General features: G+C 27.7%; 28 protein-coding genes. 12 read left to right on the forward strand and 16 right to left on the reverse strand.

Annotated elements, in window-relative coordinates; translation table 11 throughout:
• Positions 1–208 precede the first annotated feature (208 nt).
• Positions 209–763, forward strand: a complete 555-nt coding sequence (locus tag ACH2BC_RS00275) for a DUF4126 domain-containing protein (RefSeq protein ID WP_395051916.1) — start codon at positions 209–211, stop codon at positions 761–763.
• Positions 764–878: 115 nt separating this feature from the next.
• On the forward strand, positions 879–1,607 hold the full coding sequence (kdsB, locus tag ACH2BC_RS00280; RefSeq protein WP_395051917.1) for a 3-deoxy-manno-octulosonate cytidylyltransferase: 729 nt from the start codon (positions 879–881) through the stop codon (positions 1,605–1,607).
• Between the two features lie 4 nt (positions 1,608–1,611).
• On the opposite strand, the gene ACH2BC_RS00285 is transcribed toward kdsB, so the two are convergent.
• The gene (locus ACH2BC_RS00285) at positions 1,612–2,328 is read right to left on the reverse strand and encodes a potassium channel family protein (RefSeq protein WP_395051918.1); all 717 of its coding nucleotides are present in this window, start codon (positions 2,326–2,328) and stop codon (positions 1,612–1,614) included.
• Positions 2,325–2,990 (reverse strand): spermidine synthase, encoded by a 666-nt coding sequence (locus tag ACH2BC_RS00290; RefSeq protein ID WP_395051919.1) that lies wholly within the window; start codon positions 2,988–2,990, stop codon positions 2,325–2,327. The genes ACH2BC_RS00285 and ACH2BC_RS00290 overlap by 4 nt, the downstream gene beginning before the upstream one ends.
• A gap of 55 nt (positions 2,991–3,045) precedes the next feature.
• On the opposite strand from ACH2BC_RS00290, the gene ACH2BC_RS00295 reads away from it, so the two are divergent.
• Positions 3,046–3,600, forward strand: a complete 555-nt coding sequence (locus ACH2BC_RS00295; protein WP_395051920.1) for a 1-acyl-sn-glycerol-3-phosphate acyltransferase — start codon at positions 3,046–3,048, stop codon at positions 3,598–3,600.
• A 4-nt stretch (positions 3,601–3,604) separates the two neighbouring features.
• Here the strand turns inward: ACH2BC_RS00295 and ACH2BC_RS00300 are convergent, their stop codons facing one another.
• On the reverse strand, positions 3,605–4,054 hold the full coding sequence (locus ACH2BC_RS00300) for a helix-turn-helix transcriptional regulator (protein ID WP_395051921.1): 450 nt from the start codon (positions 4,052–4,054) through the stop codon (positions 3,605–3,607).
• Positions 4,055–4,364: 310 nt separating this feature from the next.
• Here ACH2BC_RS00300 and ACH2BC_RS00305 point away from each other — a divergent pair, with 310 nt between their 5' ends.
• From ACH2BC_RS00305 to ACH2BC_RS00330, 6 genes are all read left to right on the forward strand, one after another.
• Positions 4,365–5,519, forward strand: a complete 1,155-nt coding sequence (locus ACH2BC_RS00305; protein ID WP_395051922.1) for a M14 metallopeptidase family protein — start codon at positions 4,365–4,367, stop codon at positions 5,517–5,519.
• 74 nt (positions 5,520–5,593) lie between these two features.
• Positions 5,594–6,073 carry an Lrp/AsnC family transcriptional regulator gene (locus ACH2BC_RS00310; RefSeq protein WP_395051923.1) on the forward strand — a complete coding sequence of 160 codons (480 nt, stop codon included), beginning with the start codon at positions 5,594–5,596 and terminating at the stop codon, positions 6,071–6,073.
• An 85-nt stretch (positions 6,074–6,158) separates the two neighbouring features.
• Positions 6,159–6,884, forward strand: coding sequence for a phosphodiester glycosidase family protein (locus ACH2BC_RS00315; RefSeq protein ID WP_395051924.1), 726 nt, complete (start codon positions 6,159–6,161; stop codon positions 6,882–6,884).
• A gap of 3 nt (positions 6,885–6,887) precedes the next feature.
• Complete coding sequence (locus tag ACH2BC_RS00320) at positions 6,888–9,467, forward strand: phosphoenolpyruvate carboxylase (protein ID WP_395051925.1); 2,580 nt, start codon at positions 6,888–6,890, stop codon at positions 9,465–9,467.
• 18 nt (positions 9,468–9,485) lie between these two features.
• A complete protein-coding gene (locus ACH2BC_RS00325; protein WP_395051926.1) occupies positions 9,486–10,004 on the forward strand; it encodes a DinB family protein in 519 nt (172 codons plus the stop codon).
• An 82-nt stretch (positions 10,005–10,086) separates the two neighbouring features.
• Positions 10,087–10,638 carry a hypothetical protein gene (locus ACH2BC_RS00330; RefSeq protein ID WP_395051927.1) on the forward strand — a complete coding sequence of 184 codons (552 nt, stop codon included), beginning with the start codon at positions 10,087–10,089 and terminating at the stop codon, positions 10,636–10,638.
• Positions 10,639–10,785: 147 nt separating this feature from the next.
• Here ACH2BC_RS00330 and ACH2BC_RS00335 read toward each other — a convergent pair whose 3' ends face one another.
• The 6 genes from ACH2BC_RS00335 to ACH2BC_RS00360 all read right to left on the reverse strand — a co-directional run bounded on the left by ACH2BC_RS00335 (position 10,786) and on the right by ACH2BC_RS00360 (position 15,709).
• Positions 10,786–11,208: a DNA primase gene (locus tag ACH2BC_RS00335; protein ID WP_395051928.1), complete on the reverse strand. Its 423-nt coding sequence runs from the start codon at positions 11,206–11,208 to the stop codon at positions 10,786–10,788.
• Between the two features lie 14 nt (positions 11,209–11,222).
• Positions 11,223–12,194, reverse strand: coding sequence for a deoxyhypusine synthase family protein (locus tag ACH2BC_RS00340; RefSeq protein ID WP_395051929.1), 972 nt, complete (start codon positions 12,192–12,194; stop codon positions 11,223–11,225).
• Positions 12,195–12,328: 134 nt separating this feature from the next.
• Entirely contained in the window at positions 12,329–13,753 is a 1,425-nt protein-coding gene (locus tag ACH2BC_RS00345; protein ID WP_395051930.1) for an arginine decarboxylase, read from the reverse strand.
• 294 nt (positions 13,754–14,047) lie between these two features.
• Positions 14,048–15,109: a 3-dehydroquinate synthase gene (aroB, locus tag ACH2BC_RS00350; RefSeq protein WP_395051931.1), complete on the reverse strand. Its 1,062-nt coding sequence runs from the start codon at positions 15,107–15,109 to the stop codon at positions 14,048–14,050.
• A 10-nt stretch (positions 15,110–15,119) separates the two neighbouring features.
• Positions 15,120–15,494 (reverse strand): type II toxin-antitoxin system VapC family toxin, encoded by a 375-nt coding sequence (locus ACH2BC_RS00355; RefSeq protein WP_395051932.1) that lies wholly within the window; start codon positions 15,492–15,494, stop codon positions 15,120–15,122.
• Entirely contained in the window at positions 15,494–15,709 is a 216-nt protein-coding gene (locus ACH2BC_RS00360; RefSeq protein ID WP_395051933.1) for a hypothetical protein, read from the reverse strand. Before ACH2BC_RS00360 ends, ACH2BC_RS00355 begins: the two co-directional genes overlap by 1 nt.
• Positions 15,710–15,966: 257 nt before the next feature.
• Between ACH2BC_RS00360 and ACH2BC_RS00365 the strand changes: the two genes are divergently transcribed.
• The 3 genes from ACH2BC_RS00365 (at position 15,967) to ACH2BC_RS00375 (ending at position 17,998) form a co-directional block, all read left to right on the forward strand.
• On the forward strand, positions 15,967–16,269 hold the full coding sequence (locus ACH2BC_RS00365) for a TIGR03643 family protein (RefSeq protein ID WP_395051934.1): 303 nt from the start codon (positions 15,967–15,969) through the stop codon (positions 16,267–16,269).
• Positions 16,270–16,275: 6 nt separating this feature from the next.
• Positions 16,276–16,695: a DUF2452 domain-containing protein gene (locus tag ACH2BC_RS00370; protein ID WP_395051952.1), complete on the forward strand. Its 420-nt coding sequence runs from the start codon at positions 16,276–16,278 to the stop codon at positions 16,693–16,695.
• 133 nt (positions 16,696–16,828) lie between these two features.
• On the forward strand, positions 16,829–17,998 hold the full coding sequence (locus ACH2BC_RS00375) for a proline dehydrogenase family protein (RefSeq protein WP_395051935.1): 1,170 nt from the start codon (positions 16,829–16,831) through the stop codon (positions 17,996–17,998).
• 9 nt (positions 17,999–18,007) lie between these two features.
• Here ACH2BC_RS00375 and ACH2BC_RS00380 read toward each other — a convergent pair whose 3' ends face one another.
• From ACH2BC_RS00380 to ACH2BC_RS00410, 7 genes are all read right to left on the reverse strand, one after another.
• Entirely contained in the window at positions 18,008–19,009 is a 1,002-nt protein-coding gene (locus ACH2BC_RS00380; protein WP_395051937.1) for a hypothetical protein, read from the reverse strand.
• Positions 19,010–19,025: 16 nt separating this feature from the next.
• Positions 19,026–19,403, reverse strand: a complete 378-nt coding sequence (locus ACH2BC_RS00385) for a DUF4258 domain-containing protein (protein WP_395051938.1) — start codon at positions 19,401–19,403, stop codon at positions 19,026–19,028.
• A 218-nt stretch (positions 19,404–19,621) separates the two neighbouring features.
• A complete protein-coding gene (locus ACH2BC_RS00390) occupies positions 19,622–20,815 on the reverse strand; it encodes an alanine dehydrogenase (protein ID WP_395051939.1) in 1,194 nt (397 codons plus the stop codon).
• Positions 20,816–21,206: 391 nt separating this feature from the next.
• A complete protein-coding gene (gene tsaE, locus ACH2BC_RS00395; RefSeq protein ID WP_395051940.1) occupies positions 21,207–21,614 on the reverse strand; it encodes a tRNA (adenosine(37)-N6)-threonylcarbamoyltransferase complex ATPase subunit type 1 TsaE in 408 nt (135 codons plus the stop codon).
• A 99-nt stretch (positions 21,615–21,713) separates the two neighbouring features.
• Entirely contained in the window at positions 21,714–23,267 is a 1,554-nt protein-coding gene (locus tag ACH2BC_RS00400) for a response regulator (protein ID WP_395051942.1), read from the reverse strand.
• Between the two features lie 145 nt (positions 23,268–23,412).
• Positions 23,413–24,150, reverse strand: a complete 738-nt coding sequence (locus ACH2BC_RS00405) for a hypothetical protein (RefSeq protein ID WP_395051943.1) — start codon at positions 24,148–24,150, stop codon at positions 23,413–23,415.
• Between the two features lie 28 nt (positions 24,151–24,178).
• Positions 24,179–24,376 (reverse strand): hypothetical protein, encoded by a 198-nt coding sequence (locus ACH2BC_RS00410; RefSeq protein ID WP_395051944.1) that lies wholly within the window; start codon positions 24,374–24,376, stop codon positions 24,179–24,181.
• Positions 24,377–24,483 lie beyond the last annotated feature (107 nt).

The following is a 24,483-nucleotide window of genomic DNA, read 5'->3' on the forward strand; positions in this document are numbered from 1 at the left end:
TGTAAAAATAATTTAAAATTTAAGTTGCTTTGTCTTCCTGAGCGCAGTCGAAGGATTATAACACTAGTTTTCAATTTCAAAAATCAATTTCAAAAATCAATTTCAATTTCAAAAGTCAATTTAAAATAATAGCAATTGTAAAAATAATTTTAAAATAATATTCATTTAAAAACTCACAACTCACAACCCAAAACCCACAACAAAAAAAATGACTACACAATTACTTTTATCATTATTTCTCGGAATAGGACTTGCTTCTGCATCAGGATTAAGAGTTTTTTTGCCAATTTTTGCTTTAAGTTTGGCATCCTATTTCAATGTAGTTTCACTCAATGATAATTGGCTTTGGATTGGTGGTTTACCTGCATTAATAAGCTTTGGCGCAGCAATGATTTTCGAAATTTTCGGCTATTATATTCCTTTTATAGATAATTTATTAGATACAATTGCAACACCATTAGCTGCACTTGCAGGATTTGTAGTAATGGCATCAACACTAGTAGATATTTCACCTACATTAACTACAATTTTAGCCATAATTGCTGGTGGTGGAACAGCTTCTGCAATGCAAGGAATGACAACAATGACACGATTAGCTTCTTCTGTAAAAACCGCAGGAATTGGAAATCCATTAGTTTCTACTGCCGAAACAGGAACTGCAATTACATTAAGTTCATTAGCAATTTTCTTTCCAATACTTGCTATTGTACTTGTAGTTACTATCTTTGGATTTGTTTATTGGATTTTTAAAAAATTTAAATAGTTGTGAGTTTTGAGTTATGCGTTATGAGTTTCCTAGTTTGTAAATAATATTTAATCAACCTAAATTCATAACTCATAACGCAAAACTCATAACTCAAAACCCACAACTAAAAAAAATGAAAATAATTGCTGTAATTCCTGCCAGATATGCTTCTACAAGATTTCCTGCTAAACTCATGCAAGATTTAGGTGGAAAAACGGTTATTCTACGAACTTATCAAGCTGCAATTGAAACAAATCTTTTTGATGATGTTTTTGTGGTTACAGATTCCACTTTAATATTTGACCAAATAATTTCCAATGGTGGAAAAGCAATAATGTCAATAAAAGAACACGAATCAGGAAGTGATAGAATTGCCGAAGCTATCGAAAATATTGATGTTGATTTAGTTGTAAATGTTCAAGGTGATGAACCTTTTATCAATAAAGAACCTTTAGAAAAATTGATACAAGTTTTTAAAAATGATGTTGATAATAAAGTAGATTTAGCATCGTTAATGAGAGAAATTAAAAACGAATACGAAATTAATAATCCCAATAATGTCAAAGTTGTTGTAGACCAAAATCAGTTTGCTTTGTATTTTTCACGTTCTGTAATTCCGTATGCAAGAGAAAAAAATGTTGGAGTTCGCTATTTTCAACACATCGGAATATATGCATTTAGAAAACAAGCTATTTTAGATTTTTATTCACTTCCAATGAAATCATTAGAAGCGTCAGAAAAACTAGAACAATTACGCTATCTAGAATTTGGAAAACGTATTAAAATGGTTGAAACCAATCACATCGGAATTGGAATTGATACGCTTGAAGATATAGAAAAAGCTAGAAAAATGATACACTAAATTATTATTCCATTTCTTCATTATCAAAGTATCCTTTACTTTTTACTTTTGTAGAAAAAAAGTTTAAAAACAATACTACAAACGATAAAAAGAACATTGCTTGAATACTTACCAATACTTTCCCAAAGGTTGAAACTGGATAATAATCGCCAAAACCAATTGAATTTGAACTTATTATACTAAAATAAATTGGATCAAACCAAGTTTGAAAAGGCATATTCATATTCTCACCCAAAGTATATAAAACGCCAAACGATATTACAATTTCTATATAATTAAAGAAAAGCAATAACATAGAACGTTTGTATGATCTTGGTCTAGAAAATAAATCGGATGCAAAAATTAAAGTTGGAATGTAAAAAACGGTTTCCAGCAATAAATAAACCATAAAATAAATTACAATTTTATATTCTTGTAAATGGTAAATTAGAATATAAATTGGCAAAGCAACTTTCAATAAAACATAAAAATCCATTGCCAAGTCTTGATATTCGCTACCTTTTTTATTTGCAAGATATTTAATATAAACTCCAGGAAAAAGCAATTGAGAAATAGAAAGAAATAGTCTAACAATTTTTTCAATTCCGTTATCAAACTGATGATCGTTGTTCCAAATGGCACGAATATTTAAAATTCTTTTTTGAATTGGATTAAAACTACTGCTAGTTCTTTCAATTCTAGTAACTTTTCCAAGTAATAATTTCTTTAAAAAATGTTTCATAGAACTAGCTTTTTAATGGTAAATAATTCGTTGTGATCTTCTACTTTTGGATACATTCTAACCGAATAATTTTTATCAAATTTCTTTTTGTAATCTATATTTCTAATTCGTTCTTTCTCGTTGATAACCATTGTATTAAATAAAATAAATCCGTTAAAATTCAATAAGAAATTAATTCTATTTATAAAAAAATCTTCAAACAAAAAATTGGGCATTGTAGTATCTTGAAAAATATCTATTACAATTAAATCATACTTATCTTTGGTTTTTAAAACATATTCAAAGGCATCATCAATACTAATTTCTAGATTTTTTATTTCGTTTAATTTAAAATATTCATTGGCAATTTGTATAATTTCTAAGTCAATTTCAACACCAGTTATTTTGCCTTTAAATTTAATTTCATCAACCAAAGTTTTAATTACACTTCCGCCAGCAACACCAAGAATTAATATATTTTCAAAACTTTTAATTCGTTCAAATCCAATATATTTCAATCCTTTACGCAGAATTCTTTGCAAACTGCCATAAGAATAATTTGTATTTTGTGAATCTAAAACCAACTGACCATTGTTCCAAGTAACTTCTATAGATTTACTTATTGCAGATTTTTTTTTAGTAACATTAATTGGAATAAAAAAACTAAGAAATTTGGCTAACATACAGTTTGTTTATGATAAGTCTATATTTATGCTAAATTTACACAAAATATATTAGATGAAAAAATGGCTTTATAAATTTATTTTTTTTAAAGTAATGGGTTGGAAAATTGTTGGAACAATTGATAAATCAACAATGAAATGTGTATTAATGGTGATGCCTCACACTAGTTGGCACGATTTTTATCTCGGGTTTTTTACTCGTGGAATCACTCAAATTCCAATGCATTACATTGCTAAAAAAGAATTATTCAAATTTCCTTTTGGATGGTATTTTAGATATATGGGCGGAAAACCTATAGATAGAGTAGGAAATTTAAACAAAGTTGATGCTATTGCAAAAATATTTGAAACCAATAACGAACTTCGCCTTGCAATTATGCCAGAAGGAACACGTAAAAAAGTAACAGAAATTAAATCTGGATTTTATTTTATTGCGCTTAAAGCAAATGTTCCTATAATTCCTGTAGCATTTGATTTTGGAAAGAAACAGGTTTCAATTGGAAACGAATTAAAACCATCGGGAAATTATGAAGAAGATTTAAAAATTTTACTGAAACATTTTTCTGGAGTTAAAGGAAAAGTTTCTGAAAATGATTTTAAGGTAAATTAAAATCCTATCTTATATATTCTTTAAAACTTCCATCAGTATAGAAAAACACAATTTTATCAACAATTTTACTAGAATATGAATTATTATCTAATTTAGATTCTATAACATTTTCTTCAATATCAGATTTTTTTACTTTCTTTAATTCTTCAATATCTTCAGTTGGAAAATTAAATAGGGTAGAAGTTTCTGTTTTTTTTGCATCAGAAATTATATTTTCACTATTATTATTTTTAGGAAAACTTCCTTTTCCGTTTAAAATCCAGTACAAATCTACCTCTGGAAAAACAGCTATAATTTTTAATATTAAATCTAAACTTGGTTTGTTTCTACCTGAAAGTAGGTGAGATAAACTCGATCGTTGTACACCAATTTTATCGGCAAAACTAGAGGAAGAAATGGTATAATAATCAAATAGTATTTCCAATCGTTTTATAAAATCATCTGTATTTACCATTGTAATTTGCATTAATTATTACGAGTTACAAATGTAAATTACTTTTATTGATTTTACAAATTTACAATTGTAAAATAACAAAATAATAACAAATAACTATTGATTTTACTTTATATAATCAATAGTAACTAACTGAAATTAAATAAATTAATATTATAAAATGACATTTGTAATATTTACCAAAATTCAGATTAACTAAAGCTACTAAAACCATTAATAATAGGTTACAAATGTAAATTATAACGAATGATTTATTGTTTACAATTGTAATTTCAAACTTGTTTACTTTTGTAACATCAAATACTATTCAATGAATTTTAGAAATTTATTTTCTCAATATAAACAGCAAAGTCTTTTTGGACGCTACATAACTTTACAAGAAATTGAACCAATTTTAATAAATCAAATCAATAAAAAACACGTTACGATAATTGGGAATTCTGTTTTAGAAAAACCAATATATATGTATCAAATTGGTTCTGGAAAAGTTAAAGTATTTATGTGGTCGCAAATGCACGGAAATGAAAGTACAACTACCAAAGCTGTTTTTGATTTTATTAATTTTTTAAATTCTGACTCTGAATTTGCTAACAAATTATTAAAAAAAATTACATTTTGTATTCTTCCAATGCTAAATCCAGATGGCGCAAAGTTTTATACTCGTGAAAATGCAAATAAAGTTGATTTAAATAGAGATTCAGTAACTCTTTCTCAACCAGAAAGTATTTTGTTAAGACAAATGTTTGATGACTTCAATCCAAATTTCTGTTTCAATTTGCACGATCAAAGAACTATTTTTGGAGTTTCAGACACAGGAAAACCTGCAACTGTTTCGTTTTTAGCACCATCTTTTAATGAAAGTAAAGAATATAATGAAGTTAGAAAAAGTGCTGCATCTATTATATTTGCAATGAATACTGAATTGCAAAAGCATATTCCAAATCAAGTTGGTCGATTTGATGATGGTTTTAATTTAAATTGCATTGGCGATAAGTTTCAATCGTTAAATATTCCAACAATTTTATTCGAAGCTGGTCATTTTCCAAACGATTATAACAGAGAAAAAACTAGAGAAATGATTTTTATATCAATATTAAGTGGTTTGCAATTTATTTACGATAACGATGTAGTTAATAACGAATTAGATAATTATTTATTAATTCCTCAAAATAAAGTCTGTTTTTATGATATTTTTTACAAAAATGTCAAAATAAATTATGATGGTAAAGAAATAATTACGAATTTTGCAATTCAATATAAAGAAGAATTATTTGATAATAAAATAGTATTCAACGCTTATATATCTGAAATAGGAGATTTAAAAAATCTTTTTTCACATTTAGAGCACGATGCAAAAGGAAAGTTGTATTCAGATAATGAAGATAATATTCCGAAAATTAATCAAAAAGCAAATTTTTATTTAGATAATAATTTAATTTTTGTTAATGGTTTGAAAAAAGTTTAACTTTTTTCTTTTTTTATTAAATAAAATGTATATATATTGCGTTATAAATAAAACAACTTTAAAAATTACAAGTTATGAGTAAATTCCGTTTAGATGAAGTAGATCATCAAATCTTAGATATGTTGATTGATAACACTAGAATTCCATTTACAGATATAGCAAAAAAATTACTTATTTCTGCTGGAACTGTTCACGTTAGAGTAAAGAAAATGGAAGATGCAGGAATCATTATGGGTTCTTCATTAACATTAGACTACGAAAAATTAGGATATTCTTTCATAGCTTACGTTGGCGTTTTCCTTAACAATACATCGCAAACTAAATTTGTTCTAGAAAGAATTAACGAAATTCCGTTTGTAACTGTTGCACACGTAACAACAGGAAAATTTAATATTTTCTGTAAAATTAGAGCTAAAGATACAAAACATGCAAAAGATGTTATCTTTATGATTGACGATATTGAAGGCGTTTACAGAACAGAAACTATGATTTCATTAGAAGAAAGCATCAATGATAAAAAACGTTTAATGCACACTATATTTAAAGATATTTAATAATTAAATTTCTCTAAAATTTTAAAACCTCATTAGTTTCGGCGAATGAGGTTTTTTTGTATCTTTAAAATTCAAATCCATTACAATGAAAAAACGAATTTTACTTTTATTTTCAGTTGTGTTTGTTACTTTCTTTTTACTTCAATTTAAGTTTAAAAATGAGGATGAAAATTTCGTTTTTTATACAGTAAATACAAAGCTTGAGACAATTATATTGTATTATAAAAACGATAAAGGAATAAATTTTGGAAGTATTGAAAATGTTAAGAAGTATTTAAAAACAAAAAAACAAAAATTATTGTTTGCTACTAATGGCGGAATGTATAAAAAAGACCATTCACCACAAGGTTTATTTATAGAAAACAATGTTATAAAAAGTAAAATTGACACGTTAAACGGAAATGGAAATTTCTATTTAAAACCTAATGGAGTTTTTTATTTGACAGATAAAAACATACCAATTATTTGTAAAACAGAAGATTATATTCAAAATAATCATGTTAAATACGCAACACAATCTGGACCAATGTTAGTAATTAATGGAGAAATTCATGCTTCATTTAATGAAAAATCAATTAATTTAAACATTAGAAATGGAGTAGGAGTTTTACCAAACAATGAAGTGATTTTTGCAATGTCTAAAAAGGAAATAAATTTTTATGATTTTGCCCAATTTTTCAAAAGTAAAGGATGCAAAAATGCTTTATATTTAGACGGATTTGTTTCTAGAACGTATTGTCCTAAAGTAAATTGGATTCAAACAGATGGCGATTTTGGTGTTATAATTGGAATTACAGATAATAAAAAATAAACTATGTATACACTTCCCAAAATAGAACGCTACAACGAAAATGTAATTTCTAAATATCAAATATACAACAGTGTATTTATTACTTTACCATTTGATTCTATTGACAATACAGGAGTTTTATTGCCACTTTTTTCAGAAGTTTGTGATACTGGTTTAAAGAATAATTTTAGTCCAATTGAAATTGTAAATTCTTTTTCTGAGAAGTATTTAGGAACAGTTTCTGAGGAAGAAAAAATCGATTTACTTTTTAAATTTATTCAATATGTAGAACGTCAAATTGTACTTTTTGATGCTATTGAAGACGCAGCATTTTCTGTTGTAAATAACTTGGAAGGAAATGGTTCGCTTAGAGAAGTTAAAGACAAAGTTGAAGCAGAAAATAAGCAAAATGAGTTGTTGCATTTTTTAGAAAATTTCAACGTAAGAACAGTATTAACAGCGCATCCAACACAATTTTATCCTGGTTCTGTATTAGGAATTATAACCGATTTAACAGATGCAATTAGAGAAAATAATCTATCTAAAATAAAAGAATTGCTAGCACAACTTGGTAAAACACCTTTTATAAAAAAAGAAAAACCAACGCCACTTGATGAAGCTGTAAGTTTAATTTGGTATTTGGAAAACGTATTTTATCAAACTAGTGGTGAAATGATTCAATTTTTGCAAAAGAATATTTATCAAGAAAAAGCTATTAAAAATTCAATAATCAATCTAGGATTTTGGCCTGGTGGTGATAGAGATGGAAATCCATTTGTAACAACAGAAATAACTTTAAAAGTTGCCAATAAATTACGAACTTCAATTTTGAAATGTTATTATAATGACATTAGAAAATTAAGAAGAAAATTAACTTTTTCTGGAATTGAAATTATTATTCAAGAAATTGAAAATAAATTATATCGATCTGTATTTTATTCTGATGGAAGTATTTACATAACTTTACCTGAACTTAAAGATAAACTAAATTTGGTCAAAACTATTTGCATAGATAAACATCAGTCACTTTATATTGATGAAATTATTGACTTAATAAATAAAGTCAACACTTTCGGATTTCATTTTGCATCTTTAGATATTCGTCAGAACAGTAAAATTCACAATCAAGTAATTAAAACAATTTTTAGTCATTTGGAAAGTAAAAATTCTGATTTAAAAAATTATTTTTCTTTATCTGATGAAGAACGATTTGTGTTTCTTTCTAAAATTTCTGAAACAATTTCTACAGATGATTTTGACGATGAAATGACAAAAAACACCATTGAATCTATAGTTGCGATTAAAGAAATTCAAGATAAAAATGGCGAACTAGGAGCAAACCGATACATAATAAGTAACAACGAAAGTGCTTTAAATGTATTGGAAACATTGATGTTTTTTAAACTTTGCAAATGGGAAAATCCAACTGTAGACATAGTTCCACTTTTTGAATTAATTGATGATTTGCATAACGCAGATGCAATTATGGAACAATTGTATAGCAATGAAACCTATAAAAATCATTTGAAAAATAGAAGAAATAAACAAACAGTAATGTTAGGTTTCTCTGACGGAACAAAAGATGGTGGCTATTTAATGGCAAATTGGGGAATCTTTAAAGCTAAAGAAGCAATTACTAAAATTTCTAGAAAATACGGAATTGAAGTTATATTTTTTGATGGTCGTGGTGGTCCACCAGCACGTGGTGGCGGAAAAACTCATAAATTTTATGCTTCTTTAGGAACAAATATTGAACATCGAGAAATTCAATTAACCATTCAAGGTCAAACAATTAGTTCTAATTTTGGAACTTTAGATTCGTGTAGATACAATTTAGAAAATCTTTTAAGTGCTGGAGTTTCAAATGAAATTTTTAGTAAAGAGCAAAATAATTTATCAGAAAAAGACAAATCTTTAATTGATGAATTGGCATTAATTGGTTATCAAAAATATTTGAATTTTAAAAATCATCCCAAGTTTATTCCTTATTTGGAGCAAATGAGCACGTTAAATTATTATTCTAAAACCAATATTGGAAGTCGTCCAAGCAAGAGAAATATTGATAATAAATTAAACTTTGCCGACTTGCGAGCTATACCTTTTGTTGGTTCTTGGAGTCAGATGAAGCAGAATGTTCCAGGTTTTTTTGGAGTTGGAACTGCATTAAAATATTTTGAAGATACCAATCAATGGGAAGAAGTGCAAACATTATTTAACAATTCATTATTTTTCAAAACCTTATTAGAAAACAGTATGATGTCTTTGGCTAAATGTTATTTTCCTGTAACACAATACATAAAAAATGATTCTGAATTTGGCGAATTTTGGCAAATAATTTATGATGAATTTTTAGAAACTAAACGATTATTATTAAAAATTGCCAATCACAACGAATTAATGGAAAATTATCCAGATGGAAAAGCTTCTATTACAATGCGAGAGAATATTGTGTTACCTTTATTGACAATTCAGCAATATGCATTGTCAAGAATTAATGAAATTAAAAAGAGTGGAAGTAAGGATGAAAAATTGCTTGCTATTTTTGAAAAACTAGTTACACGTTCCTTATTTGGCAATACAAATGCTAGTAGAAATTCGGCTTAAAAAATTAAATAAAAAACTATGAACAGAGCAAATCAATTACAATCTAATGAATATGGCGATTGGTACAAACCATATTTATCAACTTTAAAAGACGAAGTTTTACAAGAAGAATTAGAAATTTCGTTACACAGATTCATTCGATTTGTGCAAGATATTCCAATGGACAAGCACGATTACGCTTACGCAGAAGGAAAATGGACAATTAAAGATATTATTCAGCATTTAATTGATGCTGAACGTATTTTTAGTTACAGAGCATTATGTTTTGCAAGAAATGATAAAACTGCTTTACCAGGATTTGAAGAAAATGATTATGCAAAAGTCGCCAAAGGAAATAATAGAACTTTAATGAGTTTGCTTACTGAATTATCTGCTGTAAGACATTCAACATTATTACTTTTTAAAGATTTTACTGAAGAAGAAATGCTAAGAATTGGAACTGCATCTAACAAACCAATGTCAGTTAGAGCAGCAGGTTTTATAATTATTGGACATCAGAATCATCATCAGCGAATTTTTGAGGAAAGATACTTGTAAATAGAAAGTAGGAAGTTAGGAGTTAGGAGTAGAAAGTTGGCTTATTAAAAAAAAATGAAATTTAAAAATCAAATTTAACTAAATGAAAAATAAATTATTTAAAATTACTACTTTATCAATTGTATTATTTTCAACAATTATTTTAGTTCAAAGTTGCGCTGTTGCAAGTCTACCAAGTAAACCTATGAATTTTACTAAATCTTCTGAAAACGGATTACTTGTAGGTTCTGTAACTTTTCCAACAAATAAACCCAATTTTGATGGATACTTTTTTAAACTTCAATATAATAAGTCACAAGAATTTGAAATAGACAGAAATCAAATCGGTCAATTAGATGATGGTAGAACTTATTTGTTTGCAATTAAAAGACCAGTTGGTGATTTTGAAATATCTAGTGTTAGATTGGCTAGTATTAGTATTTTTAGAGCTGGAAATTATGAAGTTAAAATCGGAGGATTTTCAATTCCTTATGAAATTAAAAAAGGTGAAATCACATATATTGGGAATATTTATTTTAATGATCAAGATAAAAGGTGTGACACAGTTGTAAAATTAAATAATAAATTTAAAAGAGATATTGATGCTTTAAAAACTATTCAACCTTCGATTAATTGGAGTAATGTGAAAAATTGAGCAAAATAAATGTCAATTAAAAATTTAAAATACAAAAAATCCCAAATTCCTATAAATATTGGAATTTGGGATTTTAAATATTTAAACACATTTGAAAATATTACACTTAAAACTTCGTATTTCGTATTTCAAACATCGTACATCAATTTAATCTTCTTCTTCTTCGTCATCAAAATTATCTGATGGTTCTTCGTCAAAATCGTCATCATCATCTTCAGAATCATCACCTTCGTCAGATCCACCTTTGTCTTTTAATAAATCAATCTCTTCGTCTTCGTCATCACTTGCATCTTCATCATCATCCAATCCAGCAACTGGAATAATTGGTTCAATTACAGAATCTATATCGTCTTCCTCATCGTATTTTTCCATTCTGCTGGCCAGTTTTGTACTTACTTTAACTAAATAAATAGTATCGTCAGTTTTGACTTCAACAGCTTCAATTAACTCATTTTGAGCATTTCTAAAACGAATAATATCAGAATCGTCATAACCTTCTGGAAATTTTTCTACCAATAGGTTTAAAATATCTCCGGTTAATTTTGCGTAATCAACAATAACTCTTTTCATACAATTTCAGTCTTTTATAAATCTAACAAATAAGCAAATATAAGTGGTGCAACGATTGTTGCGTCTGATTCTATTATGAATTTTGGAGTAGTAATATCTAATTTTCCCCAAGTAATTTTTTCGTTTGGAACTGCTCCAGAATACGAACCATAACTAGTTGTAGAATCGGAAATTTGACAGAAATAGCTCCAAAAAGGCACTGTTGTCATTTCCATATCTTGATACAACATTGGTACTACACATATTGGAAAATCACCTGCAATTCCACCACCAATTTGGAAAAAACCAACTCCATTAGCGCTATTTTTTGGATACCAATCGCTCAAGAAAACCATATATTCTATACCAGATTTCATTGTAGAAGCTTTTAATTCTCCTTTAATTACATACGATGCAAAAATATTTCCCATGGTACTGTCTTCCCAACCTGGAACAATAATTGGGAGGTTTTTTTCTGCCGCAGCATACATCCAACTGTCTTTTAAATCTATTTCGTAGTATTCTTCTAAAACGCCAGAAAGTAACATTTTATACATAAATTCGTGAGGAAAATAACGTTCACCTTTATCATCTGCATCTTTCCAAATGGCATAAATATGTTTTTGTAAACGTCTAAAAGCTTCGTGCTCTGGAATGCAAGTATCAGTAACACGATTCAATCCTCTTTCTAGTAAATCCCATTCTTCTTGAGGAGTTAAATCTCTGTAATTTGGAACTCTTTCGTAGTGAGAATGTGCTACTAAATTCATAATATCTTCCTCAAGATTGGCTCCAGTACAAGAAATTATGTGCACTTTATCTTGACGAATTACTTCTGCAAAAATCTTTCCAATTTCGGCTGTGCTCATTGCTCCAGCCATTGTTACCATCATTTTGGCACCTTTGGCTAATTGATCTTCATAACCTTTTGCTGCATCTACTAATGATGCCGAATTAAAATGCAAATAATGCTTTTCAATAAACTGGCTAATTGGTCCTTTACTCATTTTTTTAGTTTTAATCTGAATTATTTATGCTGAATTTATTTCAGTATTTCAGATTCTGTTATTATTAAATTTATTTGTAGTTAGTTGTTCAAAGAAAAACTATTTTGTAATACAATCAAAATTATTTATTGGTATTATTTATTTAAAATTTCTTCTTGTTTTTTAGTATATCCTAATATTTTCAATACATCATCAGAGGTTTGTTGTTCAGAAAAAACTTCTGTAGCAATAATTCCGTTTTCGTCTCTGTCAATTAAAATATGTTGTGGTTGAGGAATTAAACAGTGATGCAAACCACCATAACCACCGATAGTTTCTTGATATGCTCCAGTATTAAAAAATCCAATATATAAAGGTTTTTCTTTATTGTATTTAGGCAAATAAATAGCGTTCATATTTTGTTCAGAATTATAGTAATCATCACTATCACAAGTCATTCCGCCAAGTAAAACTCGTTCATATTGATCGTTCCATCTGTTAATTGCCAACATAATAAAACGCTTGTTAATTGCCCAAGTATCAGGTAAAGTGGTTATGAAAGAGCTGTCAATCATATTCCATTTTTCTCTATCATTTTGTTGCTTTTGATATAAAACTTGATAAATTGCTCCACCAGATTCTCCAACAGTAAACGAACCAAATTCTGTAAAAATATTAGGAACATCAACTTCTGCTTCTTCACAAGCAATTTTTATTTGATTGATAATTTCGTCAATCATATATTGGTAATCATATTCAAATGCCAATGAATTTTTGATAGGAAAACCTCCACCAATATTCAATCCGTCTAGCGATGGGCATTCTTTTTTTAAAGCAATATATACTTTGATACATTTTACTAATTCGTTCCAATAGTAAGCTGTATCATTAATTCCTGTATTGATAAAAAAGTGAAGGATTTTCAACTCTAATTTATCATTTTCTTGAATTTGCTTCTTGTAAAAAGCAACAATATTTTTGTAACCAATACCTAAACGTGAAGTATAAAATTCAAATTTTGGTTCTTCTTCGGCAGCAATTCTAATTCCGATTTTAAATTTTCCTTTAATTTCCGCTTGAAGCAAATCTAATTCTTCGTAATTATCTATAATTGGAATGGCATTTTTATGACCATTATTTATTAATCGAGCAATATTAGTAATGTATTGATCTCTTTTAAAACCATTGCAAATAATAAAAGTACTTTTATTAATTTTCCCGTTTTCTAATAAATTTTCTACAATATTAATATCATAAGCAGAAGACGTTTCTATGTGTATGTTGTTTTTAAAAGCTTCATTCATAATATATTGAAAATGAGAACTTTTAGTGCAATAACAATAATAATATTTACCTTCGTATTTATTTTTTTCCATTGCATTTCTAAACCAGTTTTTGGCTCTTTTAATGTTGTTGGAAATTTGAGGCAAATAAGTAAACTTTAAAGGTGTACCATATTCTTCTACCAATTTCATTAAATCTATATTATGAAATTGAAGCGCATTGTCTTTGTTTAATGTAAATTCTTCTTGTGGAAAATAGTAGGTTTGATTTATTAAATCGAAATATTTAGTATTCATTGAGTTTGTTTTATTTACAAATGGATTAAAAATTAAATGGAAAATTTAACTTAGAATTCAAACTCTAATGTTAGCATATATGATAGGCAATTTTATAGAAACAGTTTTGTTGGTTTGAAAAAATAAAGCCGCTGTGGTTTCAACAATAATCAAGAAAGTTGCTATCAAAACTTTAAAAGCGTTTGAAATATCTTGTAAGAATAAATTATTAAAAGTAGCGTTGCTGTTATTTATCATTACGGCAAATTTAAAAAATAAATTTTGCGAAAACCAAAAATTTACATAAAAATAATGTTAAGATTTATAATCGTTAAAACTACTTCTAATTAATTCATTTTCAACAGATTGATTTAAGATGCTTTTTCCAATTTTTTCAATTAATGCAAATTGTACTTTTCCATATTCATTTTTCTTGTCGTGAATTAGTAAATCAATAATCAAATTGATGTCGGTTTCACTAAAAAGATGCTCTTTATAGATACTTTTTATAACGGTTTTTATTTCGATATACTCATCGTTAGGTAGTAAATTTTTTTCTTTGGCAATATAACTTTCAAGAATCATTCCTATAGCAATTGCTTCGCCGTGAAGTAATGCATTTTTAGTTTCTAGAAAATGACTTTCTATTGCGTGACCAAGTGTGTGACCAAAATTTAATGCTTTTCTAATTCCGTTTTCGGTTGGATCTTGCTTTACTATTTCGTTTTTAATTTCAATTGATCTATATATTAAGGTATCAAAATTGGCAAAACCAATATCAGATAAATTTAAAAATTGCATCCAGTAAAGTTTATCATAAATTAAACCGTGTTTTAACATTTCTGCTAATCCAGATTTCATTTCTTGCTGCGACAAAGTTTCTAAAAATAAACTATCAATTACAAGAAGTTTTGGCACATTTATAGTTCCTATTTGATTTTTAAGATTTCCTAAATCTACACCATTTTTTCCACCAATTGAAGCATCAACCATTCCAAGTAAAGTTGTTGGAATATTAATAAAATCGATTCCTCTTTTAAAAGTAGAAGCTATAAATCCGCCAATATCAGTAACAACTCCACCACCAAGATTGATTAAAACACTTTTTCTATCTGCGCCTAAATCTGATAAAATTGACCATAATTCAGAACAAGTTGTAATGTTTTTGATGCCTTCTCCAGCTTCAATTTCTATTATTTCTATGCTAATTTCTGTGGCTAAATTTGGTAATAATATAGGCAAACAAAATTCGTTAGTATGTTCGTCTGTTAAAATAAAAATAGAAGAATAATTATTTTCAGAAATGGTTTTATTAAGTTGGTCATATCCATTTTCATTGAAATAAATTGAATATCCGTTGGCAGGAATTGGTTGCATTAAATTTTTATTAAGATAATTTATAAAGATTAACGACTTTTAATTTTTTAATATTATTAAAATCTTTGTCATTAGTTATTATTGTTAGATTTTTTACCAAAGCAGTAGCAGCAATTATCGAATCAAAATCTCTTATCTTATATTTTTTTCTGATTTCTATAACTTTTAAAACTACCTCTTCGGATAAATCAAAAATTTTACAATAAGAAAGATATTCATTTACAATTTTTAGATGATTTGAACTTGCATTAGGAAGGATTGAAAGCTCTATACGAGTTACAACTGAAATTTGAGGAACTAAAATTTTTTCTAAAAAAACAATTCCATTTTCAGAAAGTTTATTGCTTAAATAATCAATAATTACATTAGAATCTAATAAAAACATTATCTATCTTCATTTAAAAAAGTTTGAATATCAGAATATTGTTTATCAGATAAATGCAGTTTTCCTTTTAAGTTTTTAATAGGATTTTTTAATTCGACATCATCATCAGAAGTAATAATAATTTTTACTTTTTTAGATTTAAAATTTACAGGCAAAATCATATCTAAATGCAAGATACGATCTTTAATTTCTAATGTTTTTGTTAAAACTGCCATAATTTATTGATATAAAAATTATTAAACAAAAGTAAACAAAAAAATATGAATTTAAATTTTATTTAAATTTAAGAAAAAATCAAAACTTTTGGGCAGGAATTGGTTGCATACTCTCTTTAAATTTGATGCAAAAATAAGCATATTATTTTATCTCCGTAAAGTGAAAAATAAGTTATTTTTTCAATAAATTTTTTAAATACTATTAAAAATGATTACTTTTGTTTAATTAATTACTTTAAAAGTTAAACAATAATAATTTGAAACCAATTATCGCACCAATAGAAGATGTTAATTTATCTGATATTCAAATAGATAGAATTATAGAAATGGCTTGGGAAGACAGAACACCATTTGATGCTATAAAATTTCAATTTGGATTAACAGAAGACAATGTTAAAGTATTGATGAAAAAAGAGCTAAAATTTAGAAGTTATAAATTATGGCGCGAACGAGTTGAAAATTGCAAGACTAAACATTTGGCTAAACGTGTTGAAGGAATTGACCGTTTTAAATGTAATATGCAACGATCAATTTCTAATAATAAAATTTCTAAACGTTAAAAAATGATTAAAAGTAAAAGACCAGATAATGTTGTTTATAATGAAAATGATGGATATAATGCTGCATTATTACCTTATTCCACAAGTGTTGGAGCGCCAATTATCAAAGTTGATGATATAGTTTCTTGGAAAAGTAGAGGCGTAACCAATGTAAATAAAATATTTGAAAATAAGTTTAACGAACTTAAATCTCAATATGAAGATTTAATGAAAGAATATGAATGGAACGAATTGGTTTACAATTCTAAATTTTCATTTGAACCTGTAATTGGAGAAATTTATCACTTATATATAGGTAAAGATGGAAATAATTTTCTTTCATTGATTTCTCCTCAAGAATGGAATAAAGAACACATTGGCACTTTTAAATTGAATAGTGACAAAAAATGGGTTGTTTTAAATTTAAAAGACAACGTTTATTCTTAAATCAAATTAATGCCAAATTATATAAAATAACTAAAATTGATTGCATAAATATCAAATTACAGCTTAAAAATAAGGTTAATTTTAATAAATATTTATTTCAGTCTTATTATATTTGTGCAATTATAAAATTCTAATGAATAAAATTTTCAATAATACCGAAGTTGCATTTGCCTTAAAATCTAAAAATGAATTGAATAGAGCTTATTTTCTTTTCAAAATGATTGCTAATCAATGGTTAGTAAAAATAGGAACTTCGTTAACCAACTTTGCATTAAAATTACATTTACCAGTTGAAGGAATAATTAGAGCTACGGTTTTTGATCATTTTTGTGGCGGAACCAATGAACAAGATTGCCTTTCTGTAGTTGATAAAATGTATACAAAAGGCGTTTCATCAGTTTTAGATTATTCTGTAGAAGGAAAAGAAGAAGAAGCACAATTTGATGCAGCGTTAGAAATGACTTTAAAAACAGTTGAATTTGCCAAAGAAAGAAAAGCAATTCCGTTTGCGGTTTTTAAACCAACTGGGTTGGGTAGATTAGATTTATATACCAAAATAGGAGAGAAGCAACAACTTACAAATGAAGAAGTTGCTGAATGGAATAGCGTAGTAGCACGATTTGAATTAATTTGTAAAACAGCTCACGAAAAAGATGTTGCCTTATTGGTTGATGGTGAAGAAAGTTGGATGCAAGATGCAGCCGATGAACTAGTTACCAATATGATGCGAAAATACAATAAGGAAAAAGCAATAGTTTTTAATACACTTCAAATGTACCGTTGGGACAGATTAGATTATTTAAAATCGTTGCACGAAATTGCAAAAACTGAAAATTTTCATATTGGAATGAAATTAGTTCGTGGTGCGTATATGGAAAAAGAACACAAACGTGCAGCAGAAAAAGGTTATCCAACACCAATTTGTAAAAGTAAAGAAGCAACAGATGAAAATTATGATGCTGCTGTAAAATACATGATGGAACATATTGACAGAATGGCAATTTTTGCAGGAACACACAATGAAGAAAGTTCGTATTTATTGATGGATTTAATGCAGAAAAATAACATTTCTAAAAATGATTCTAAAATATGGTTTGGTCAATTGTATGGAATGAGTGATAATATTAGTTACAATTTGGCTGCCAATGGTTACAATAATGCTAAATATTTACCATTTGGACCAGTTAGAGATGTGATGCCTTACTTAATTAGAAGAGCTCAAGAGAATACTTCGGTTGCTGGACAAACTAACAGAGAATTGGACTTAATTGGTACAGAAAGAAAACGACGCAGTCAAAATTAGATACAATATTTATTTTTTAGAAACATTTATAATAGTTGCAATTTTTTGAATATCGCCACCAACTGGAAGTGTTTTTATTAGTAATAAAAATTTATTATCTTCATAAGTTCCATCTGAACTTATTAATTTTGTGATAATTTTTTCTCTTTCAGATAATGGTTTAGATTGTGATAAATCTACTCGATTAAATTTTAAAGAATCTATTTCACTATTTAATTTTTCGGGACTAAATTTAGTGGTTATATAATTTACAGAATTTTGAGATTCTATTTGAATAAGAATATCTTTTTGTCTATTCTCCCAACTTTTATTACTAGAATTATACTGCCAAGAATAGGAAATACTATTTAAATATGTTCCAGCTTCTGATTGATTTAAACTTAATAATCTAATTAAATTTTTAATTTGAATTTCTTTATTGTCAACTTTTAGATATGTTTTTATTTCATCATCATTAGTCAATAAATCTATAAGTTTATGATTTTTAGAGGAATAGATTACATTTACATCTTTTCCAACATAATAATCTGAAAATTCTTGTGGAGAAACTCTTGTATATGCTTTTATTAATTCTCCATCATCGAGTCTATATTCTACAGTAACATCGTAAACTCCTATTGCATTTTTACCTGTTAATGAATAGCCAGCAATTATTTCTCCAGTTGTTATTTTACCAAATGCTTTTAGCTCTTTTTCTTTTATATTAGAATACAGAATTGTTAAATAAACTGTTACAATTATTAACAGAACAAACGATACAAGACCAACAAGTGCGGTTGGCATCATTCCATATTTTAATTTTATTTTAAGTGATTCGTTAAATTCTTCTCCAGTTTGCATTCCTGTAACAGTGAAATAAAAACATATTGCAATTACAAATGCTCCAAATAGTGCATAACCAAACGCATTTTCTGGATAAAAATCTTGTGAAAGCCAAATGAAAAAACAATAAATTGCTACAAATAAACCTGTTGCAGGAATTACTCTTAATTTTATTTCGTGTTGATTCATTTAGTAAATTTAGAATTTATTTTTTTCGGATAATATCGTCTAAAACTGCTTTGCTTTTATAGTTTATTACTCTAAGTGTAATAGTATCTTTTTTAGTAGTTTGACCTTCAATAATATACAGCTTTCCTTTTTCGTATATTTTATTGCTTTTATCAAAATCTATGTCGCCATAGGTTAAGGTATTTTTTATGTCTATTGTGTCTATCCAATCTTCAGATAATTTTCTTGATGCTTCTATACTGTATTGAAATGGTTTATTACGTAAGTCGTTTAAAACTCGAGCGTTAGGAAAATAACTGCATCGTGTGTCTTTGCCAGAAAGTACTAGTGCAACAAAGAAACATCCAATTACAAATCCGATTAAATAGTAGGCAAATCGTTGATAAAATTTCATTTAAAAAAATATTTTTGCAAAAGTAGTTTTTTAAAATTTTATATGATTATTGTTTTGAAAAAAGTTTGAAAAAAGGCGAAAGACTTAGTCATTTAGCCCTGATTGAAATGGAAATCTTTATTAAAAAAAATTTTTTTTTTTAATAAAATTGGAATGTACAGCAGGAATTGCCATAATAGATAAAGACCAAGCTATTTGCTACCAAAAAAACTAAAAAACTAAAAAACTATTAAATTTATATCACTATCTGGAAGGTTAAACCAATCGCCAATGGCTTTATTTGTTAGAATTCCGTGATATAAATACACTCCGTTTTTGAGTCCTTTGTTGCAACGAAGTGCGCTTTCAATGCCACCATCTTCGGCAATTTGAATGAGATATGGCGTAATTATATTGCTGATAGAAAGCGAAGCCGTTTTAGAATATCGCGATGGAATATTGGGAACACAATAGTGAACAACATTGTTTTTTATGAAGGTTGGTTTTTCGTGAGTGGTAATTTCTGAAGTTTCGAAACAACCGCCAGTATCTATACTTACGTCTACAATTACTGCGCCTTTTTTCATGTGTTCTACCATGGTTTCTGTAACCACAACTGGGCATCGATCTTTGCCTCGCATTGCGCCAATGGCTACATCGCAACGACGAAGTGCTTTTAAAAGTGCTTTGGGTTGAATGGTTGAGGTGAAAACGCGTTGGTTTAAATTGTTTTGTAACCTGCGTAATTTTGTTATTGAATTGTCAAAAACTTTTACGCTTGCTCCAAGTCCAACTGCTGTTCTGGCTGCAAATTCGCCAACTGTTCCTGCGCCAAGAATTACAACTTCGGTTGGTGGAACGCCAGTTATGTTGCCAAATAACAATCCTTTTCCGAATTGATTATTTATCATTAATTCGGCTGCAACGAGTATTGATGCTGTTCCTGCAATTTCACTAAGTGATTTTACTGCTGGATAAGAACCATCTTCGTCCTTAATATATTCGAATGCTAATGCGGTAATTTTCTTTTTAGTTAGCGCTTCAAAGTATTCTTTTTTTCTAGTTTTGAGTTGAATTGCCGAAATTATTATTGAACCGTTGTTCATCATTTCAATTTCTGCCATTGTTGGTGGTTCTACTTTTAGCAGAATAGGACAGGAAAGTACTTTTTGAGTATCATTGGTAATTTCGCCACCAGCATCGCTGTATTCTTTGTCAGAATAACTAGAAGATTCTCCTGCGCCAGATTCTATTAAAACTCGATGACCATGAAATGTTAACGAATTTACAGCATCTGGAGTTAAACAAATGCGTCGTTCTTGATAGCTAGTTTCTTTGGGAATTCCTATAAAAAGTTCGCTTTTATGACGTGCAATTTCTAGTTTTTCTTCTTGTGGAAGCAGTTGTTGTCTTGTAAAAGGTGTAAGTGACATAGATTACAATATATTGGCACAAGTTACGAAAAAACAATTTCAATTTCAAAATTTAAAATGGTTTCACAAGAATTACACGAATTTTCACTAAAAAAAAGCGGACACGTTTTCATTAATTGTTTTGTATTTAATATTTCATGAATTTTGATTATAATCTTTACATTACAATTTTTAAATATTTCATTATTTTTTGCCATAGATTTATCGGATTATACTAATTATCACAGATTTTTATAGTTTCTTGTCATTCTGACGCAGGAAGAATCTCAACAATAATATTTAATTTCATTTGCAGAGATTCTTCGTGCCTCAAAATGACAAAGTTGCATTAAATTCGTGAAATTTTAAATTCGTGGAAATTCGTGCAATTCGTGTAAAAAAATATATAAAATTACGTCAATTTAAGTAGCCGTTTTCCATCAGAAAGCAATTCGATAGAAACAACAGAATGTTCACTTGGAATTAAATTAGGAATATTTTCTGCCCATTCTATAAAACACCAGTTTCCAGAATATAAGTATTCGTCAATTCCCATATCTAAAGCTTCGGTTTCGTTTTTTAATCTATAAACATCAAAGTGATAAATATATTGATTGTATGGTAATTGATACTCGTTAACTAAAGAAAAGGTTGGACTACTTGTAGCATCAATTACACCAAGATTTTTGGCAAGTGATTTTATTAAAGTTGTTTTTCCAACGCCCATATTTCCGTTAAAAAGAATTACTTTTTTTGGATTTTCAGCTAGTATTTTTTGTGCTACTGCGTTTATTTCTTCTAAAGTAAAAGTTATTTCCATAAAATTAAAGTTAGGAAGATGGAAGATGGAAGATGGAAGATTTCTTACCGAATCATTTTAAACTTCTAACTTCCATCTTCTAACTTCCAACTATATTTTTTATCTCGGGTTAAAAACTAAAAATGGTACAATTACTTCTTCTAGCGATATTCCGCCGTGTTGGTAGGTATTTCTGTAATAACTTACGTAGTGATTGTAATTATTTACATAAGCCAGAAACAAATCATTTTTTGCAAAAATAAATGAACTACTCATATTTATAGTTGGTAATCCAATACGTTTTGGATCTTTTGCAAAATAAACATCTTTGTCTTCAAAGCTCAAACTTCGTCCTGTTTTGTATCTTAAATTTAAACTTGTGTTTTTATCGCCAATAACTTTTGATGGATTTTTTACATTAATAGTTCCATGATCGGTTGTAATTATTAACTTAAATCCTAATTTTTGAGCTTGCTGAATAATTTCTAACAAAGGAGAATTTTTAAACCAACTCAAAGTTAAAGAACGATACGCTTTATCATCAGATGCCAACTCTTTTACAACATCCATTTCTGTTTTAGCGTGTGAAAGCATGTCTACAAAATTGTAAACTACTGTAACTAAATTATTGTCTTTTAAACCTTTAAAGTTTTCGGCTAGTTTCTTACCAGAAGCTAAATTGGTTATTTTAAAATAATCTTGCTTAATGTTTAAACCCAAACGTTTTAAATGTGCCGTTAAAAACTCAGCTTCATATAAATTTTTTCCGCCATCTTCAACATCATTTTTCCAATATTGTGGAAATTGTTTTTCCATTTCTAAAGGCGTTAATCCAGAGAAAATTGCATTTCTTGCATACTGTGTTGCTGTTGGAAGTATAGCAAAATAAGGAGTTTCTTTTTCTAACTTATAATGATTGTTTACTACGCTTTCAAATACTTTCCATTGATCGTAACGCAAATTATCAATAACTACAAACAAAACTGGTTTGTCTTTTTTTACCAATTCTGGTACAACAAGTTCTCTAAATAAATTGTGAGAAAGAATAGGTTTATCAGCTTTTGGTTCAAACCAATCTTCGTAATTGCGTTCTATAAACTTTCCGAATTGCGTATTGGCTTCTACTTTTTGAGATTCAAGAATGGCAACAAGATTAGAATCTTCAATGCTTTCTAGTTCTAATTCCCAAAAAATGAGTTTTTTATAGAGCTCAATCCAATCTTCATACGAATTTACCATTGATAATTCCATTGCAATTTTTCGGAATTCTTTTTGATAATCTAACGTAGTTTTCTCAGAAATTAATCTAGAATGATCTAAATTTTTCTTTAAACTCAATAAAATTTGATTTGGATTTACTGGTTTTATAAGGTAATCGGCAATTTTAGAACCAATTGCTTCTTCCATAATATATTCTTCTTCACTTTTTGTAATCATAATTACAGGTGTAGAAGATTTCTTTTCTTTAATTTCGGCAAGCGTTTCAAGTCCGCTCATTCCTGGCATATTTTCGTCTAGGAAAACTATATCAAAATTATTTTCGGCAAAAACATCAACAGCATCTCTACCATTGTTGCAAGTAGTTACTTCATAATTCTTTTTTTCTAAAAATATAATATGTGGTTTTAATAAATCAATCTCGTCATCAACCCAAAGTATTTTGATTTTGTCCATTTAGCTATTTTTTTGGTGCAATTTAATACTTTAACAACGTTGTAAATACTAATATTATTATAAAAATTATTTTTATTATTTGATTAATTAATAACAACCTAGAGCAATTACAAAATATTTTTCCCAAATATATTGTCTGTTTTAATTATTTTTCTATTTTCAAATAATTTTCACTCTGTGTGAAGTATTTTTCCATCGTTTTATTAAGGTATTTTTTGTAATCAGTTGATTCTTTTCTATGTTTTGACAACCAAGCCATTGAATATGCAATTATCTGTTCTGGTAAATAACCTTGGTTACTCATTTGCCATCCAAAGTTAGTTGAGTTTTGAAAAGTTGAATGTTGGAATCTAGAATTCCCGATAAATATTCCAAATCCGTATGCAATTGCGGTCAAATCTGTTAAATACTCGTCATTCTCTTCAATTCTATTTTCTCCTAATAAAATTAAATGAGCTAATTCATGGGAAATTGTAACAATTAAAGAAATGGTATTTTTTAATTGATTTCTTTCAATATATATCGTCTTTTTATCATTTTTATCCTCATAAAATCCTGTAGCACTTTTCCACGAGCCATTTATATCTGCTGGTGTTGATAAAATTGTACCATTTGCCATTTCTATTGGTTGATCAGAAAAAAATTCAAGATTAATTTCAGTATCTTTTATAACCATAATTTCCATTGTTCTTTTTAAGATAAATTCAGCATCTTCTTCGTTACCTTTAAAGATAGTATTGTAAAAATCCTTTGTGGGTGTTATAGTTTCCAAATTGTCAAAATGTTCTGCACTAAAATTTTCTCGAAGAAAAAGTAAACTTTCTTCAATCCATTCTTTATCATCAATTGTAACAGGTAATTTTTGTTTTTTACTCCAAAACATTTTCTACATTTTTTTAGTTGTATGTCTGTCAACTGTCATATTTAGAAAAAGTTTTATCAAGTAGTAAATCCAATTCTTCAATAGAACAAAATTGTGCATTTTCACTTTTTATATCTGCGTAAGCTTTTTCTAGTTTATTTTTAGAAGTAATTACTAAATTTAAATCAACTAACGTAAATTCATCAGTAGAAAAATTGCTTAGTAATTTTAATTGTATCACTTCCATTATAAATAATTTTAAATCAAATATATATAATTTAATTTCAAATTTAAGAAGAAAATAATTTAGAAGTTTTATAAAAAACTTCTTCAAAAAAATAATTAGGTAAAACA

This window comes from Flavobacterium sp. (assembly GCF_043760115.1).
Classification (GTDB): domain Bacteria; phylum Bacteroidota; class Bacteroidia; order Flavobacteriales; family Flavobacteriaceae; genus Flavobacterium.